10 protein-coding genes are annotated in these 15,688 nt (G+C 54.2%); 5 read left to right on the top strand and 5 right to left on the bottom strand.

Annotated features, from left to right (window positions below; all coding sequences use genetic code 11):
* Positions 1-34: 34 nt before the first annotated feature.
* A complete protein-coding gene (gene prpF / locus ACIPR4_RS13930; RefSeq protein WP_013569305.1) occupies positions 35-1,201 on the top strand; it encodes a 2-methylaconitate cis-trans isomerase PrpF in 1,167 nt (388 codons plus the stop codon).
* Positions 1,198-2,652: a serine hydrolase domain-containing protein gene (locus tag ACIPR4_RS13925; protein ID WP_013569304.1), complete on the top strand. Its 1,455-nt coding sequence runs from the start codon at positions 1,198-1,200 to the stop codon at positions 2,650-2,652. Before prpF ends, ACIPR4_RS13925 begins: the two co-directional genes overlap by 4 nt.
* Here ACIPR4_RS13925 and ACIPR4_RS13920 read toward each other — a convergent pair.
* Genes ACIPR4_RS13920 through ACIPR4_RS13910 form a run of 3 tightly spaced genes read right to left on the bottom strand, consistent with a single transcriptional unit; the run spans position 2,628 to position 6,045 of the window.
* Complete coding sequence (locus ACIPR4_RS13920) at positions 2,628-4,274, bottom strand: ABC transporter ATP-binding protein (RefSeq protein WP_013569303.1); 1,647 nt, start codon at positions 4,272-4,274, stop codon at positions 2,628-2,630. The genes ACIPR4_RS13925 and ACIPR4_RS13920 overlap by 25 nt on opposite strands.
* A complete protein-coding gene (locus ACIPR4_RS13915) occupies positions 4,271-5,101 on the bottom strand; it encodes an ABC transporter permease (RefSeq protein WP_013569302.1) in 831 nt (276 codons plus the stop codon). Before ACIPR4_RS13915 ends, ACIPR4_RS13920 begins: the two co-directional genes overlap by 4 nt.
* Positions 5,101-6,045 carry an ABC transporter permease gene (locus ACIPR4_RS13910; RefSeq protein WP_013569301.1) on the bottom strand — a complete coding sequence of 315 codons (945 nt, stop codon included), beginning with the start codon at positions 6,043-6,045 and terminating at the stop codon, positions 5,101-5,103. The genes ACIPR4_RS13915 and ACIPR4_RS13910 overlap by 1 nt, the downstream gene beginning before the upstream one ends.
* A gap of 369 nt (positions 6,046-6,414) precedes the next feature.
* Here ACIPR4_RS13910 and ACIPR4_RS13905 point away from each other — a divergent pair, with 369 nt between their 5' ends.
* From ACIPR4_RS13905 to ACIPR4_RS13895, 3 genes are all read left to right on the top strand, one after another.
* Positions 6,415-7,398 carry a threonine/serine dehydratase gene (locus ACIPR4_RS13905; RefSeq protein WP_013569300.1) on the top strand — a complete coding sequence of 328 codons (984 nt, stop codon included), beginning with the start codon at positions 6,415-6,417 and terminating at the stop codon, positions 7,396-7,398.
* Complete coding sequence (locus tag ACIPR4_RS13900) at positions 7,398-8,345, top strand: Rossmann-fold NAD(P)-binding domain-containing protein (RefSeq protein ID WP_013569299.1); 948 nt, start codon at positions 7,398-7,400, stop codon at positions 8,343-8,345. The genes ACIPR4_RS13905 and ACIPR4_RS13900 overlap by 1 nt, the downstream gene beginning before the upstream one ends.
* A gap of 460 nt (positions 8,346-8,805) precedes the next feature.
* Complete coding sequence (locus tag ACIPR4_RS13895) at positions 8,806-12,060, top strand: TonB-dependent receptor (RefSeq protein ID WP_013569298.1); 3,255 nt, start codon at positions 8,806-8,808, stop codon at positions 12,058-12,060.
* A 108-nt stretch (positions 12,061-12,168) separates the two neighbouring features.
* On the opposite strand, the gene ACIPR4_RS22180 is transcribed toward ACIPR4_RS13895, so the two are convergent.
* Complete coding sequence (locus ACIPR4_RS22180; RefSeq protein ID WP_013569297.1) at positions 12,169-13,410, bottom strand: isoaspartyl peptidase/L-asparaginase; 1,242 nt, start codon at positions 13,408-13,410, stop codon at positions 12,169-12,171.
* 67 nt (positions 13,411-13,477) lie between these two features.
* Entirely contained in the window at positions 13,478-15,502 is a 2,025-nt protein-coding gene (locus tag ACIPR4_RS13885) for an RICIN domain-containing protein (protein WP_013569296.1), read from the bottom strand.
* Between the last annotated feature and the right edge of the window lie 186 nt (positions 15,503-15,688).

The raw sequence follows: 15,688 nt of genomic DNA, 5'->3' as shown, positions 1-15,688 counted from the left end.
GGCGAGGCTTCCCTCTCGCAGAAGGAAAGATGGAATGAATCAAGTTAAAATCCCCGCAGTCTATATGCGCGGCGGCACCAGCAAGGGAGTCTTCTTCCGCACCGATAGCCTGCCAGAGGACGCTGAGTTGAGAGACCGGATCCTGCTGCGAGTGATTGGAAGCCCGGATAGGTACGGGCAGCAGATCGACGGGATGGGTGGGGCGACCTCGAGTACGAGCAAGGTGATGTTGGTGGGACCGTCCTCACTGCCAGACTGCGATATCGATTATTCGTTTGGGCAGGTCGCAATCGATAAAGCGATCATCGACTGGTCGGGCAACTGCGGAAACCTGACGTCGGCAGTGGGGCCATTTGCGATTGCGCAAGGAATCGTGGGTGCTCCTTCCAGCGGAATCGCCAGTGTGCGCATGAGGCACACGAGTTTGAATGCAAGAATCGTTGCCCATATCCCGATGATGGACGGCGATGTCGTCGAAGACGGAGACTATGAACTCGACGGCGTCACATTTCCGGCGGCCGAGATTCGAGTCGAATTTCTGGAGTCGGAAGCGCAGTCACAAGGCCATGGGATGTTTCCGACGGGCAATGCGATGGATGTGCTGAAGCTGCCGGGGCTGGGAGACGTGGAAGCGACGATGATCTTCGCCGGTAATCCCGCGGTCTTTGTCGATGCCGCACAGATTGGCATGCGCGGCGATGAGATGCAGAAGGATGTAAACGAGGACTTGGAGTTGCTCGCAATATTAGAGACGGTCCGAGCCCATGCAGCAGTGCGCATGGGACTTGCCGCAACCGTGGAAGAGGCGACGTTGCGGCGACTGCATACGCCAAAGCTTTGCTTCGTATCGCCCCCGTTGGGATACAAGGCTTCGAGCGGAAAGATGGTCGACCCAACGATGATCGATCTCAATGCGAGGATCCTGTCGATGGGAAAACTGCATCATGCGATGACAGGGACAGGCGCGATTGCGCTCGGGGTCGCGGCTGCGATACCCGGCACGGTAATTCATCGCCTTCTGGGCAAGACGATGAGCGGGGTGAGATTTGGACATCCTTCCGGTGTAATGATGGCAGGTGCTGTGGCCGAGCAGAGAAATGGAACATGGGTGTTGATTAAGGCGGTGATGAGCCGAAGTGCACGGCGTCTGATGGAAGGAAATGTATTGGTGCCAGCTGCTTTATTTGGGAGCTTGAAATGAAGGTCAATCCGGCCGATGGGTTGCTGCGTGTGCGCCCCAGAGAGGTTGGCGTTGACGCGGATGCGGTTGCAGCCTTACTCGATGAGGCAAAAGATGCCGGTCTAGACGTGCATAGTTTGCTTGTATACCGTAGCGGGCATCTGGCCGTAGAGGCTTACCGGTGGCCGTATCGCTCGGATCGGCCTCGTATCAGTCATTCGGTGACCAAGAGTTTTACCGCGTGTGCGATTGGGTTGGCGTTGGAAGAAGGGCGTTTGTCGCTCACCGACACGGTAATAAGTTTTTTCCCCGAGCATCTCCCGGCGAGAGTCGATGCGAACCTCGCGGCAATGACCATTCAGGATTTGCTGACAATGCGAACCGGACACGTGGAGGAGACTTCCGGGTCGCGGTGGCGCGCGATTGAGACGAGTTGGATTGCGGAGTTCTTCAAAATTCCTGTAGTGCATAAGCCAGGAACTGTTTACGTCTACACCAGCGCGGCAAGCTACATGCTTTCGGCGATCGTCACCAAAGTTACAGGCCAGACGATGCATGATTATCTGAAGCCGCGTTTGTTTGAACCCTTGGATATCGAGGGAGAAATCTGGGACATGGGGCCGGAGGGGATTAATCCCGGAGGGAATGGCCTCAGCTGCAAGGTCGTCGATCTACTGAAGCTTGGAGTTCTGCATCTGCAGAAGGGTATGTGGAAAGGCAAACGGGTCTTGCCCGAGACGTGGGTCGACGATGCGACGCGAGCATATGGCGACAGCAACTATGGCTACCACTGGGTTACAGGACCGGAGGGAGAATTCTATGCCATGGGGCTCTTTGGGCAACTGATTCTGATCTCTCCCGCCTACGACGCGGTGATAACGTTCACGAGCGCAATCAACGATTCGATGGCTTGCTCCGGACATCTGGTCCCGCTGGTTCACAGGTATCTGTCACGTCTCTTCCCGAAGCATACGTTGAATGCTGAGGATGTTGCTGATGCTCGGCTGGAAGCGCGTTTGAAGAAAGAGACGGAAGTTGAAAAGCTGATGTCACTGGTTGAATCTCGGTTTGAGCACGCCAGCATACTCATCTACAACGTTGAGGAGAATCCGTTCGGGGTGAAGGCTCTGCACCTCGATACCTCTCCTGCGGTATGTACCTTTCGCCTCATCGACAACGAGGGTGAGTACGCCGTGACTGCCGGGATCGGCAACTGGCTTGAAGGTGAAACAGATATGCCGGGAGCGCGTTTGCACCATGGCTACAACCTAACGCCCCTACGCGTCGTCGCGGGAGGACGATGGTTAGACTCGGATACTCTGGAACTGAACTGGATCTTTCCAGAAACAACTTTTCGAGATACGGTCGTATGCCGGTTTGCAGGAGACAGAATTACTGTATCGCGGAGAGTGAACGTGAACTCAGGAGCGAGGCAGGATCCGGATCTTCAAGGCAAACTGATCTCTGTGTAGGTCAATTGCGGCAAGCTTGGGGTGGCTGCAAGCAGGGCGCGCGTGTAGCCGTGCTGAGGGTTTCTCAAGACCTCATCGGCAAGGCCTGACTCGACGATGCGTCCGTTAGACATTACGATGACCCGGTTGGCAACCTGTTCCACGACCGAAAGGTCGTGCGTGATAAAGAGACAGGCAAATCCGTAATCGGCCTGCAGGCGTTGAAGTAGGGCGAGCACCTGCGCCTGGATGGTCATGTCGAGTGCCGAGACTGGCTCGTCAGCGACAACGAGGCGCGGACGCGAGACGATGGCACGGGCGATGGCGACTCGCTGCCGTTGGCCGCCCGACATCTCATGGGGATACCGGTTACCGAAGTCGGTCAGACCTACTTCGGAGAGAACTTCCTGGACTCTTCTAAAATGTTCCGCAGTCGTTCCAGGTGCATGGCGTAAGGGTTCTGCAATGATGTCGTCGATGCGCATGCGTGGGTCGAGAGAAGAGAAGGGATCCTGGAAGATAAGTTGGGCCTGGGCGCGGAAGGTCCGCATCTCTTTTCTGGATAATTTCGCGATATCTTTGCCATCGAAGCGGATCGCTCCTGAGTCAAGACCCTTGAGTCCCATCACTGCACGGCCAAGCGTGGTCTTGCCGGATCCGCTCGCGCCCACGAGCGCCATAATTTCACCTTCGCGTAGTGTCAGGTCTATGTTGTGCACGATTGGCTTCACAGCGCTGGGTCCGAAGAGACCTGGCCGACCAGGGTAGGAGATGCAGGCCTGGTCTATTTGAAGAAGGACTTCGCGGTCAGGAGCAGGTGCTTGCTTATTCTGCGAACGCTGAGGTCGCGAGCAGACGAGACGCCGCGTATAGCTGTGGGCTGGTTGCGTCAATACTTGGCTCGTATCACCACTTTCGATGAGCTTGCCCTTTTCGAGGACGATCACCCGCTCGGAGTAACGCGAGACGAGCCCAAGATCATGTGTGATGAGCAGGGTTGCGACTCCGTTGTCGCGGGCAAGCTCGACCATGAGCTCCAATATTTCGCGCTGACTAAGCGTATCGAGCGCCGTGGTGGGTTCGTCCGCAATCAGGAGCTTCGGCTTCAGCAACAGAACCGATGCCAGCATGATTCGTTGCCGCATGCCTCCAGAAAACTCGTGAGGGAAGGACTTAAGACAGCGCTCTGGATCGGTGATGCGGACCCGAGAGAGCATCTTCACGCAGAGTTCGCGGGTCTCTTCGGCGCCTAGACCGCGATGCAACTTCAGCCCTTCGGCGAGCTGGTGGCCAACCGTGAGTGCGGGGTTGAGCGAAACCATTGGCTCCTGGAAGACCATGCCGATTTGTGAACCCCGCACGGCGCGTAGTTGAGGCAAGGTGAGTTGTGTAAGATCCCGGCCACCAAGACGAATAGCGCCTGCGGCCAAGCGAACTCCCGGGGGCAGGAGCCCGAGAATCGCGCGGGCGGCCATGGTCTTGCCGCTGCCCGATTCGCCCACAATCGCGAGGAATTCATTCGGCACCATGTGGAAGGAGAGATCTTCTAGCAGACTGCGTGGATTACCGTGACGGGGAGCTGTCTCGATGCAAAGGTTCTCCACTTCGAGGAGATGGGGCGGGCCCGTCGTAGTCTCGTTCATGCACTTTCCTTGTTTCGAGGATCGAGCCAGTCGCGCAGCGCATCGCCAAAGAGGTTTATCCCAAGCAATGTGAAAGCGATGCAGAGGCCCGGCACGATGCTGAGCCATGTGGCATTTTCCATGTACGGCCGAGAGGAGGAGAGCATATCGCCCCAGGTTGGCGCTGGTGGCGGCACGCCAACGCCAAGGAAGCTGAGGGCGCTCTCCGATAAGACCACCCATCCGAAGACGCTCGTACCCAATACGATAATCGGCGGTAAAACGTTGGGTAGAACGTGACGCCCCATGGTGTAAAGCGTGCTGTTTCCGGCAACCTGGGAAGCCTCGATGTATTCTCGCTGACGAATAGACAGGACGGCTCCACGGATCACCCGGACTACCGAGGGGAGATAGGCGAGCGTAAGGGCGAGAACGATGCTGCTTCGACCAGAGCCAAGCACTGCGATCAAACCGAGAGCAAGCAAAATTCCTGGAAGCGCGAGCATCGCATCGTTGACCATCATGACGAGACGATCCGTCCAGCCACGAACGAAGCCGGTGAGGATACCCAGGGCCGCGCCGATGACGAGGGCACCTAAAGTCGCCTCGAAGGCGATCGAGGCGCTGATGCGCGCGCCCAACATGGCGCGACTGAGAACATCGCGGCCGAACTCATCAGAGCCTAGCCAATGGGCCATCGATGGCGGTGCCAGCGTGTGGTCGAGGTCGATTGCGATCGGATCATACGGCATCCATGCGAAACCTACAGCAATGGACAGCAGAAGTATCCCAACAAAAATACAGCCAATGAGTGCATTGAGGCGGAAGTGATGACGGCCAATACGCATCAGTTGGCCGCCACACGAGGATCGAAGAAGGGATAGCAGAGATCCACCACTAGATTGATCACGACATAAACCAGGCCTGTGAAAAGAAGGCATCCCTGAACGACTGGATAATCGCGCGCCATAATCGCGTCGACCATGAGGCGGCCAAGGCCAGGCAAAGTGAAGACTGTTTCGATGACTGCAATGCCGCCGATCAGTTGACCAAGCGTAAGACCGACCAATGTCAATGTTGGAGCGAAGGCGTTTGGGAAGACATGGCGGGTAAGAACTCTGAGTTCGGAAAGGCCCTTGGCTCGTGCATGTGTAACGTACTCCATCTTCAGGACGTCGAGTGAGGAAGCGCGCATCATGCGGGTGAGTACGCCACTTTCGACGATCGTAAGCGTGAGGACGGGAAGCACAAGAAAGAGCGCCCATTGCCATGCGTCTTCAGCGAACGGAATGTAACCCACGACCGGCAGCCAACCGAATTTGAGACCAAACACCAGTAACAGAAGAAGGCCAAGCCAGAAACTTGGGATTGCGAGAACCAGCGAGGCGGCGCCTACAACGGCTATATCGATCGAGCTGTTTTGTTTCCATGCCGCGATCATGCCTGCACCGATGGCGATCAAGGTAGCCAGAATGACAGCGACCAAAGCTACTACCGCAGACAGTTGGAAGCGCTGAAAGATGAGGCTTGTGACCGGTTCGCCAGTGCTGATGGACACGCCGAGATTGCCGCGAATCCCGTGCGACAGCCACGTGACGTATTGTGTTGGCAGAGGGCGATTCAGTCCCATCTCCTCGCGCATCGCGGCGACCGATGCTTTATTCATATCGTCGCCGAGGAGCACCTGAGCCGGATCGCCTGGAACGAGCCGTATGAGCGTGAAGACGATGAGCGATACAAGAAAAAGCGTGGGGAGAGTCAGCAGCAACCGCTTGGCAACATATTGCAGCATCGGTGTTCTTCCCCTCATGAAACGTGACCGCTAGACATGCTCAAATGCAACGTGTTGCGACGGCAAAATCAATTCCATGGCTCCATATTTTATGGACGTGATGGATTTAATTGAACTTTAGATCGAATAAATGCAATTTACACCATGGCCGCGATTTCGATCAATGGTTACAATTCGAAACTCAATCCCTGTGCGGAAGATAATGCCTGGGTCAAGGCCTCTCAGGAAGCCCTATAGGAAAGCATAAAATTGGTCTTTGTGATATAAAGAACAATTATTGACGCTTGCAAGAGATTAATCGCAGCTGCTCTCTTAAGAACACACATTTAAAAATCCGATCCCGACGCGCGCTCATAAAGGAAGGCTTCTATGGCAACAGTAGATCCAACATTGGACCTTGGCAGGGAATCCCGTGGCCTTCGAGTGGTCGAGGCGTATAACCGCATCAAGGATTCGGTCGTACGCACCGAAATCGAAGATATCTCTAACCTGTTTTCGGGAAGCAACGCGAAAGTATTTGCAAAGCTGGAGAACCTCCAGGAGACGGGTTCTTTCAAACTACGTGGAGCCACCAATAGGATCTTGTGCCTCACTGACGATGAGAGAGTCAAGGGAGTGACGACGGCATCGAATGGAAACCACGGCCTGGGTATTGCCTCTGCAGCGAAACAAGCAGGCGTTTCGGCTGAAGTATTTGTTTCAATGCCGGTTGGACCGGAGAAGACAACGCGGATCGAAGGGTATGGCACGCGTATTCGCCGTGTGGGCGCGGGGCCTTTAGATGCAGAGCTCGCAGCCCGCGAACACGCGTCCGAATCCGGTCGTATCTTCATCTCGCCTTATAACAATTGGGACGTCCTGGCAGGTCAGGGTACCGTTGCCGTGGAATTATTGGAGCAAATTCCAGATCTGGATGCTGTTTTTGTCACCGTGGGCGGCGGCGGCTTGATCGGCGGCATAGGCTCCTATCTGAAATATGCTTCGCCACGTACGGAGGTGGTTGGCTGCTGGCCAGAGGGATCTCGCGTGCTGTATGAATCGCTCAAGGCCGGTCATATTCTTTCGATGGAAGAGAAGGACACCTTGTCAGAAAGTACGACTGGCGGCGTTGAGGAAGGCTCAATCACCTTTGAAGTTGCTCGCAGTGTCGTGGATTCGATGGTCTTGGTGACCGAGGAAGAGATCCTCAATGCGATGCGTCTGGCCTATAGAGAAAAGAACTGGATCATCGAGGGCGCAGCTGCCGTGGCTCTAGCCGCTTTTATCAAGACCGTGGAAAACTATGCTGGCAAGACAGTAGCCATTGTTATCTGCGGCGGTAATCTTTCTGCGCGTGCTCGTAAGGCGATCTAATGGCAAAAGTCTATTCACGTGCCCTGATCGAGGCGCTGCTTGACCCGCAAGATGTCATCGTTGCGATGGAGGAAGCATTCGTTGCGTACTCTCGTGGAGAGGCCGTTGTGCCCCCTGTCGGAGAAATGCTGTTCAAAGATCCCCCGGGCGATTGCCACATCAAATATGGCTATCTGAAGCATGGAACTACCTTTACGATTAAGGTAGCCACGGGCTTTTGGAATAACCCCGGACTTGGTCTTCCTTCGAGTAACGGAGTGGTTCTGGTCTTTAGCCGCCTGACGGGGGAGCTGCTCGTAATTCTTCAGGACGAAGGCTACCTCACGAATGTTCGCACCGCTGCCGCAGGTGCGGTGGCAGCAAAATATCTTGCGCCTTCTCCTATCGAATGTATTGGAATGGTTGGCGCTGGCATTCAGGCAAAGCTTCAACTCGAATATCTACGCAGTATCACTTCCTGCCGCAAAGTAAAACTTTGGGCGAGATCTAATGACCGAGCGCGCGCCTTCCATGTAGATGGGTTCGAGATTGAGGTCTGTCCCACGGTGAAGGACGTTGCGAGAAACTCGCAATTGATCATCACTACAACGGCATCCACGGAGGCCCTTCTTTTTGCTGGCGATGTATCGCCGGGAACACATATCACTGCGGTCGGCGCCGACGGTGGCGAAAAGCAGGAACTGGACCCACAGTTGTTCGCTCTGGCAAAACTCCGCATCGTGGATAGTCGGAGCCAATGCTCGGCCTATGGAGATTCTTCGTTTGCTCTGGCGCGCAATTTGATCGCGATCCATGACCTGACGGAGATAGGCGAGATGATTGAAAATGAAACTCTGCGTCGCCAGAACAGACAGGATATTACGATCGCGGACCTTACCGGCGTAGCTGTGCAGGACATAGCGATCGCGAGTCGCGTTCTTGCAGCATTTGAAAACAACCAGCAATGATCGAGAGCAAACGATGCGCAGCTTTTCGGCTACGCATTTTGTTGGTCATTCCATCTTTCCGGAGAACGGTATCCCGTCTCTCTGAATGGATGTGATTGTATTATGGATCGCCGCGAAGACAAATCACGATCCGGGCAGCCTGATACGAGATCTGATAATTTTTGAGCAGTTTATTTCGTAAAATTTTCTGAAAAAGCGCAGAACTGAGCGCGGATATCGCTCCGCAGCGTTCACTCGTTTTTTACCTCTAACAATGTTGAAATCCGTCTAAATATTTCATTTTATGTAGCTTAGACTTCATTCACAGTCTATTCAAAAATCTAATTGACAAGTGTATTTTGTGCGGATAATATCCACTCTCAATACTCATATTAGTACTGTGGACTGTTTCTGAGCCGATTGCGGTCTCTACAGGGCGCACCACCATTTCACGAAATCAGTACCTATTGAGAGGCCGACGATGCGAAAGATGTTTCGAGTCGATGTTCTGATGTTCTTAGCAGGACTATTCATAATCCTATGTACTTTGCATTCGTCAGCTGGTGCTCAAGTGGTGGGCGCCACGGTCTCCGGAAAATTGGAAGACTCTAGTGGCGGCGTCATCGTGGGTGCAAAGGTCACTCTCACAAATATCTCTCAGGGCGTCGCACGCTCACTGGCTACGAATCGCTCCGGTGAGTACTCGGCGCCCAATCTCGTTCCAGGCCCTTACGAAATTCATGTGGAGGCGAACGGCTTTCGTACCGAACTCCGAAAGGGTGTCTCCCTCAGCGTAGGCGAGCAATCGACGATCAACTTCACGCTGCAAGTTGCTTCGGCAGATCAAACCGTTGTGGTTGAAGACACTGGTTCCAGCGTGGAACTCGGCAACTCGGCGATCAGCACCGTGGTGGAGGGCTCGACGATTCGGGAACTGCCTCTGAACGGCCGTGACTGGACGCAGATCGCAACCTTGCAGCCCGGAACAGCCTCTGTGCGCAGCCAGCCAGCGGCGGGCAATCCCAGCAGCCGCGGCAATCGCGGATTCGGTCAACAACTTACCATTGCTGGCAGCCGTCCTCAGTTGAACAGCTATCGACTGGACGGTATCAACGTGAACGATTATGCCAACTCGACGCCTGGTAGCACGGCAGGACTTACGCTGGGTGCAGATGCGATCGGCGAGTTCTCGATCATCTCCAGTAATTACTCCGCCTCCTATGGCCTTTCGGCTGGCGCTGTCATCAACGCCATCACGCGGGCAGGCACCAATCAGATCCATGGCTCGGTGTATGAATTCGTTCGGAACAATGTCTTCGATTCTAGAAACTACTTCGATCAGTCGAAACTGCCCTTGCACCGGAACCAATTCGGAGCCACTGCAGGCGGCCCCATCGTGAAGAATCGTACCTTTCTGTTCGGGAATTACGAAGGTTTCCGCAATGTGAGCAGCTCAACGTCCGTCGCGAATGTACCTACGGTCCAGGCGCGCACCGGTGCGCTGGTGACCGCTGCTCCAGTAACGGTGGATGCCTCCATCAAACCCTACTTGCCCCTTTGGGCCCTCCCGAACGGCATCATTACGGGCGACACAGGTCAGTACGTTTTCCCGGCAAAGCAAGTCACGCCCGAAAACTTCTTCACGGTTCGCGGAGATCAGATCTTTTCTGCGAAGGATTCTTTATACGTGACCTATCTCTGGGACAAAGGCTCAACGGTACAGCCCGATGTTGTGAATGTGAACCAGCAGCAGAGCACAACCAAGCGGCAGATGCTTTCGATCTCAGAGAATCATGTGTTCTCTAACTCGTTCTATAACTCGTTCCGCATGGGCGCAAACTACGAAACCGCCTCGTCGCTCGTGAAGATTCCAGGAGCGAACCCTCTCGGCTCCGACGCGAGCCTGGGGCCTGCCCCGGGTCTTAGTGCTCCCCTGATCAGCGTCACCTCACTCACCGGTTTCACTGGAGGAGTCATCGGTGGTTCCTCGGTGCATTACGGATTCAGCACACCACAGTTCACCGACGACGCGTTCCTAATCAAGGGTAAGCACTCCTTGAAATTCGGCTTCCTGTACCAGCGAATTTATTCGAACATGACCTTCTCCAACTATAACTACGGGAACTTCAGCTTTACTTCGCTCCCTAATTTTCTTACCAACAAGCCTTCTACTGGAACAGTGACGACAACCAATCCGGTGCCAATCAATCTTCGCCAGAACGTATTCGGTGCCTATGGAGAGGACACCTGGCGGGTGACTCGTAACCTGAATGTCACCGTAGGTCTGCGCTACGAGCCAGCGAGCGTGCTGACTGCAGAGAATGGACGTCTAGCCAACATCCGCGATCTCACCAGCACCACACAGTTCCTGGGGGACCCGCTCTTCCAGAATCCAACCCGCAAAAACTTCTCTCCTAGAGTTGGCTTCTCTTATAGTCCTGATTTCTCCCACGGTAAGACGAACATCAGCGGTGGCTACGGCATCTTTGATGTGCTCCCGCTTACCTGGGAGTTCAATCTGCAACTTGGTCAGCAGGCTCCCTATCAGATCAATCTAAGCAGTTCCACATTGCCTTCGGGGTCAGCCAATCCATTCCCAACCACCGCCTGGAACTACATCCGCAACGGAGCCGGGACAGCCAAGCCGACCGTTGCCTACATTCAATACAATCCGCCTCGGAACTACATGCAGCAGTACAACCTGGCCCTTCAACAGGAATTGCCAGCCAAGATGAGCTTCAAGGTAGGTTATGTCGGCTCGCATGGAGTTCATCAGGGACTGACCACGTCGGATGCGAATGTACCGCAGCCAGTAGTGAATACACCAGGGAGCCTTGTCTTTCCATGCGGGACCGCAACCGTTGTCAATATCAGCTGTCTGGCGTCATCGAATGCGACTAAGAAGCCGAATCAGGCCTTCGGAACCATCTATGGAAGTGGATGGTTCTCGGACAGCAGCTACAGCGGTCTGCTGGTCGAATTGAAGCAGCGCATCGGCAAAAGTCTGCAGTGGCAAGGCTCCTTCACTTGGCAGAAGAGCGTCGATGGTAGCTCGTCGATCACCTCCGGCACTCCATATTCCAACTCGGTGAATGGGTTCCTCTTCCATCAACTTCGGGGCGTGTCCGACTTCAATATCCCTCTGGTCTTCGTTGCGAATGCGGTCTGGACATCGCCCGATCTCATCAAGAGCCATAACTTTGCTTCCTACTTAGTCAACGGTTGGCAGATTGGTGGCATCTACCAGATCTCGTCTGGATCCCCGTTCACCGTCGTCATAGGTGGTGACACACTCGGCCTGGGAAACAGTTCGCCTCTTGATTTTCCAGACCGTGTTACGGGCACTGGGTGTAGCGGCGGCAACCCGGTCAACAAGGGGAACTGGGCCAAGTACATTAATCAGTCGTGTTTCGCCGTACCGGTAAACACTACAGGGATTGCAGGCACGCGGTTTGGCAACGAGCAGCGCAACTCTGTATCAGGGCCTTCCTTTAACGAACTGGACTTCTCGCTGGTGAAAAACTTCGCGTTGACCCGGATCCGAGAAGGATCTGCGTTCCAATTCCGCGCCGAGGCATTCAATCTCCCCAACCACCCTAACCTTGCCCCTCCGCTTTCGAATAACTCCCTGACATTGTCTGGATCGGCGTTCACGACCGCGTCGAGCTTTGGACAAATAACAAGTACAGCCGGATCATCGCGCCAGCTTCAACTAGCAGCAAAACTGCTCTTCTAGCTTTGATTGGTGATGTGGAGTTACCTGTCCGGTAAGATTGGCGTATTACCGGACAGGTTGCGACACTGACGAGACTTGATCCCAAATTGCAGAGGGGTTCCAGAGCATTCAGATCGCTTGGCCGTTAGACGGATTGCTATCGAATAAGAACTTGCACTCTTCCGTGCGACGCGATCCGTCATGGATTGTGAATTGCCGCAGGTTGCCAGTCCTGTCACCGCGCCAGAGCGAGACGCCCGCATAGACTCCATCGTTGCGCAGAATGTAATACACCATCTCGACGAAACGGAGCGCAGTCATGTCGCTCCCATACCAATGCACAATGCGGTGCAGCGCATCCATGCCTGCTTCTTCCGGTGACATCCCTCTGCGCATATTTTCCACGATCGTTCGGGCCCCGGCTATCTTGATGTTTGCTTCTGCGCTTCCCGTGCTCCCCGCTGAGCCAACCTCTGGGTCCAGATAGCAACCAGCTCCAATCATCGCAATATCGCTAGTTGTTCCCGCCAGCCTCCACGGAACTCCGCTCGTGGTGGCTGCGCTCGAAATCTCTTTCTTTTGATTCACAGTGGAGACATACAGAGGCGTCGACACCGGAAGCAGAGCGTCAAAAATGGCACGCCAGGTAAATTGAGGCCCGAGACCTACTTGAATGGCAAGCGGCTCCAACTTGCGAATCAACTGATTTAAGTCCTGCGGCGAAGAAGGAAGGAAGTGTGTCTTCCTGAAGGTTGTTGGCCAGTTCGGATCAAAGATACCTTCACCTGGCAATTCCGGATGGGACTGAATCTTCTTCCAGACAGCCCACATCCTGCGCGTACGCTCAGTAGTCAGGTTCTCCTTTGAAAATCCCTGGCTGATCGCAAAGCGTTGTGCATCGAGACCTACGAGAGAAGAATATCCAGTTCGCTCCATGACCGCGCGTGCCATAAGAGAAGCGTTTTTTATCTTGCTTACCGCCCCTACGGCTGCGCTTCGACGTGTTGGTCCATGCAAACAGCAAGCGTCTAGCTGAACTTCACATTCTTCGTTAGGAAGTCCTCCAATGCCCGTGGAATAGTCATTGGGGTCGTCCTCTTGAGTCTTTGTGACATGCAACGCGGCGTCGAGCGTGTCACTCCCTTGCTTCAGCATCTCGAAGGCAGCGTCGATTCCTATTGTCCCCGCCTGCGTGCAAAGGAGCGCGGGCAACCTTGGCACGAAAGGATGAGTTGGCTTCGGATGGCTATGAAGCGTCTGGTCATGATCATGATTGGGCGGAACAGATTGGGCATCGCCTTGAGATCCAAGGGCAACAGCGGCTGAAGAGATGGCTGCTGTGGCGAGAAAATCTCTGCGTGAAAAATTCATGAGGTTCTCTCTGGAAAGTGCTGGCGAAGCCTGGCACATATGTCAGGCTTCGTCCGTAGTCGGAACGTTATTTCTGAACAGCGCTCACGCTTGCACTGAGAGGGAGAAACCTCCATTGCTGCCAAGTGTGATTATTGTAAGGGAACTGGTCAATCTGCTCGCCAACGGTGACGCCTCCTCCATCGACATCCAGTGCCAGCCCACTGTTCTTGTTGGTCAATACGAATGAGCCACTCGTAGTTGCGGTGACCGTCCACTCCTGGGAAGTCTGGTTGGCTACTAAAGTAGCTTGATCGACCAAAGCGCTATTCGCCTTGGAAGCTCCAACAACATCAAGTACCAGATTGCTCGTGACATTGGTCAGCGTGACGACATTGTTTCCAAGATTCTTGAGCTTCCATTGCTGATTCTTTCCGTTGTTCAGTGTGTACTGTTGCACCACCGTGCCAGATGTTGTCGAAAGCCCTGGGACATCGAGAACCAGATTGCTTTGAATACTTTGAACAAAGTAAGTACCATCGGGAATCAGGTTCGCGCCCGGAGAGTTCGGAAGCAGACCGTAAAAACAGACCTGTCCTGATTTTGTCTGAGCAGTTCCGAAGCTAGCCAGGTAGACCATCCCGTTCGCAACCGTGGGTGCATTGAATTTGGCATAGAAGTTGCACGTGTCACGCGTGGCATTCAACTGACTATTCCAGATCTCAGTCATGCTTGTACTGGAGAGGGCATAGGCGTGCAAAATGCCAGCGACCGAAGCGTGCCAGGCGCCCTGGCCGTCGGGTCCTGCACCGGTGTTGGTGGAGGCCCAGAGAATAGAGTTTGTAACTCCGTTTGCGGATACCGACAAACTTCCACCGGGATGGCCGACTGCCTGCGTGGTTCCAGTAAATACTGGCGCGCTTGCAAGAGTGGAACCTGTGAAAGGAAATATCTTTGCGAAGTCATTCTGTCCCCAAATAATAGCGTTGTTATTGAAGTAAATGATGGAGTGGATATGAGAAGACGTCGCCTGAATATTCTGCAGGTTGTTGCCGAGATGGCCGAGATTGGCCGCATTGAAGACGCGGAGCACGCCGTCTTTGCCCCCAGCTACTACAAGGTTCTTACCGGGGATATACACCGCGCCGGAGGAACTGAAATCCTGATCGGCCGCGTCTAGTTGCGAAAAATCACTGGGTGTCCCCCAATCGAGCAGGTTCAGATTGGCGTCGGACTTCAGAAGCGATTCGCTGAAGTTCGTCACTCCATCAAAGGTGCCGTTGCCTGTGACGTTGTAGATATTGCCAGCAGCATCGCTCGTCGGACCAGTTCCCGCCTCCCAGAACGCATTGCCATTCGTCGTTGGAGCTGCATTAAAGACTCCAATCTGGGCCAGAGAGGTGGCGTTGTAGGCAAACAGAAATCCTTTATAAGTGCCTTGGTCGCAGTGCGATCCAAAGGCGATATAAATGTTATTATTCGCAAATAAAAGGCCCGGACGCTGAAGCTCCGCTCTGGAGTTGAATCCAGTTGCCTGGATCACCACCGGACTGCCCGTATGTTCGGCCCCCGTGGAGAGATCGAGCGCATGCAACTTATGGGTAGAGGTGCTGGTGGTCGCGTCCCAGGTTTGGGCCACGACATAAATGGCATTCGTTGCTGTGTTAATCACGGGCGTGCCTATGGTGCCAGCCGAGCCAAGCATGTCTGTGCAGGTGGCACCGTTATTGCTCACCGTGAAAGCAGTGCCCAGGTTTACTTTCCAGATCTGTGCGCCCGTGTTGGCGTCCAGTGCATAGAGACTGTTATTCGTTGTGGCTGCATAGAGCACATTGCGTTTAACACCGCCTATGGTGACACTAGGGTCCACGAGGAGTTGGGCATAGATTTGATCGTCCAACTGGACCTTAGCGACGATTCCGAATGTCGTCGTGTTGACATTGACAGGAGTCAGGATGGTCTCGCTCGCATTCACTCCATCGCGAAAAGGGTCATTATGCTGGGTGAATACTCCCGCCTGTGCATGACTTATCTTCGGCTGGAAGATCGACAACATGAAAATGCAGCCTGAGAGTGCGGCCGCGCGGCTTACAAATGAAGAGAGATAGGACACGATAAACCTCCTTACGATTCTCTGAGTATGCGAAGGGGGGATTGCAGTGGATCACTCGTGAACCGCTCGGGCACTCTGCACCGATCGAACGGTTCGCAAGAATTCTATGACAATCCCATTAGGTTCACGGCAAAATTGGCGAACAGTTTGTAGTTCTTTTGGCTTACGTTCGACGTAATTTTAGAG

This window comes from Terriglobus saanensis SP1PR4 (assembly GCF_000179915.2).
GTDB lineage: Bacteria > Acidobacteriota > Terriglobia > Terriglobales > Acidobacteriaceae > Terriglobus > Terriglobus saanensis.
Note: the sequence above shows the minus strand (reverse complement) of the source record. Positions and strands in the feature narration are given on the sequence as shown.

Coding starts and splice junctions, on each gene's coding strand:
- prpF (WP_013569305.1), top strand. CDS start 35: ATGAATCAAGTTAAAATCCCCGCAGTCTATATGCGCGGCGGCACCAGC.
- ACIPR4_RS13925 (WP_013569304.1), top strand. CDS start 1,198: ATGAAGGTCAATCCGGCCGATGGGTTGCTGCGTGTGCGCCCCAGAGAG.
- ACIPR4_RS13920 (WP_013569303.1), bottom strand. CDS start 4,274: ATGAACGAGACTACGACGGGCCCGCCCCATCTCCTCGAAGTGGAGAAC.
- ACIPR4_RS13915 (WP_013569302.1), bottom strand. CDS start 5,101: ATGCGTATTGGCCGTCATCACTTCCGCCTCAATGCACTCATTGGCTGT.
- ACIPR4_RS13910 (WP_013569301.1), bottom strand. CDS start 6,045: ATGCTGCAATATGTTGCCAAGCGGTTGCTGCTGACTCTCCCCACGCTT.
- ACIPR4_RS13905 (WP_013569300.1), top strand. CDS start 6,415: ATGGCAACAGTAGATCCAACATTGGACCTTGGCAGGGAATCCCGTGGC.
- ACIPR4_RS13900 (WP_013569299.1), top strand. CDS start 7,398: ATGGCAAAAGTCTATTCACGTGCCCTGATCGAGGCGCTGCTTGACCCG.
- ACIPR4_RS13895 (WP_013569298.1), top strand. CDS start 8,806: ATGCGAAAGATGTTTCGAGTCGATGTTCTGATGTTCTTAGCAGGACTA.
- ACIPR4_RS22180 (WP_013569297.1), bottom strand. CDS start 13,410: ATGAATTTTTCACGCAGAGATTTTCTCGCCACAGCAGCCATCTCTTCA.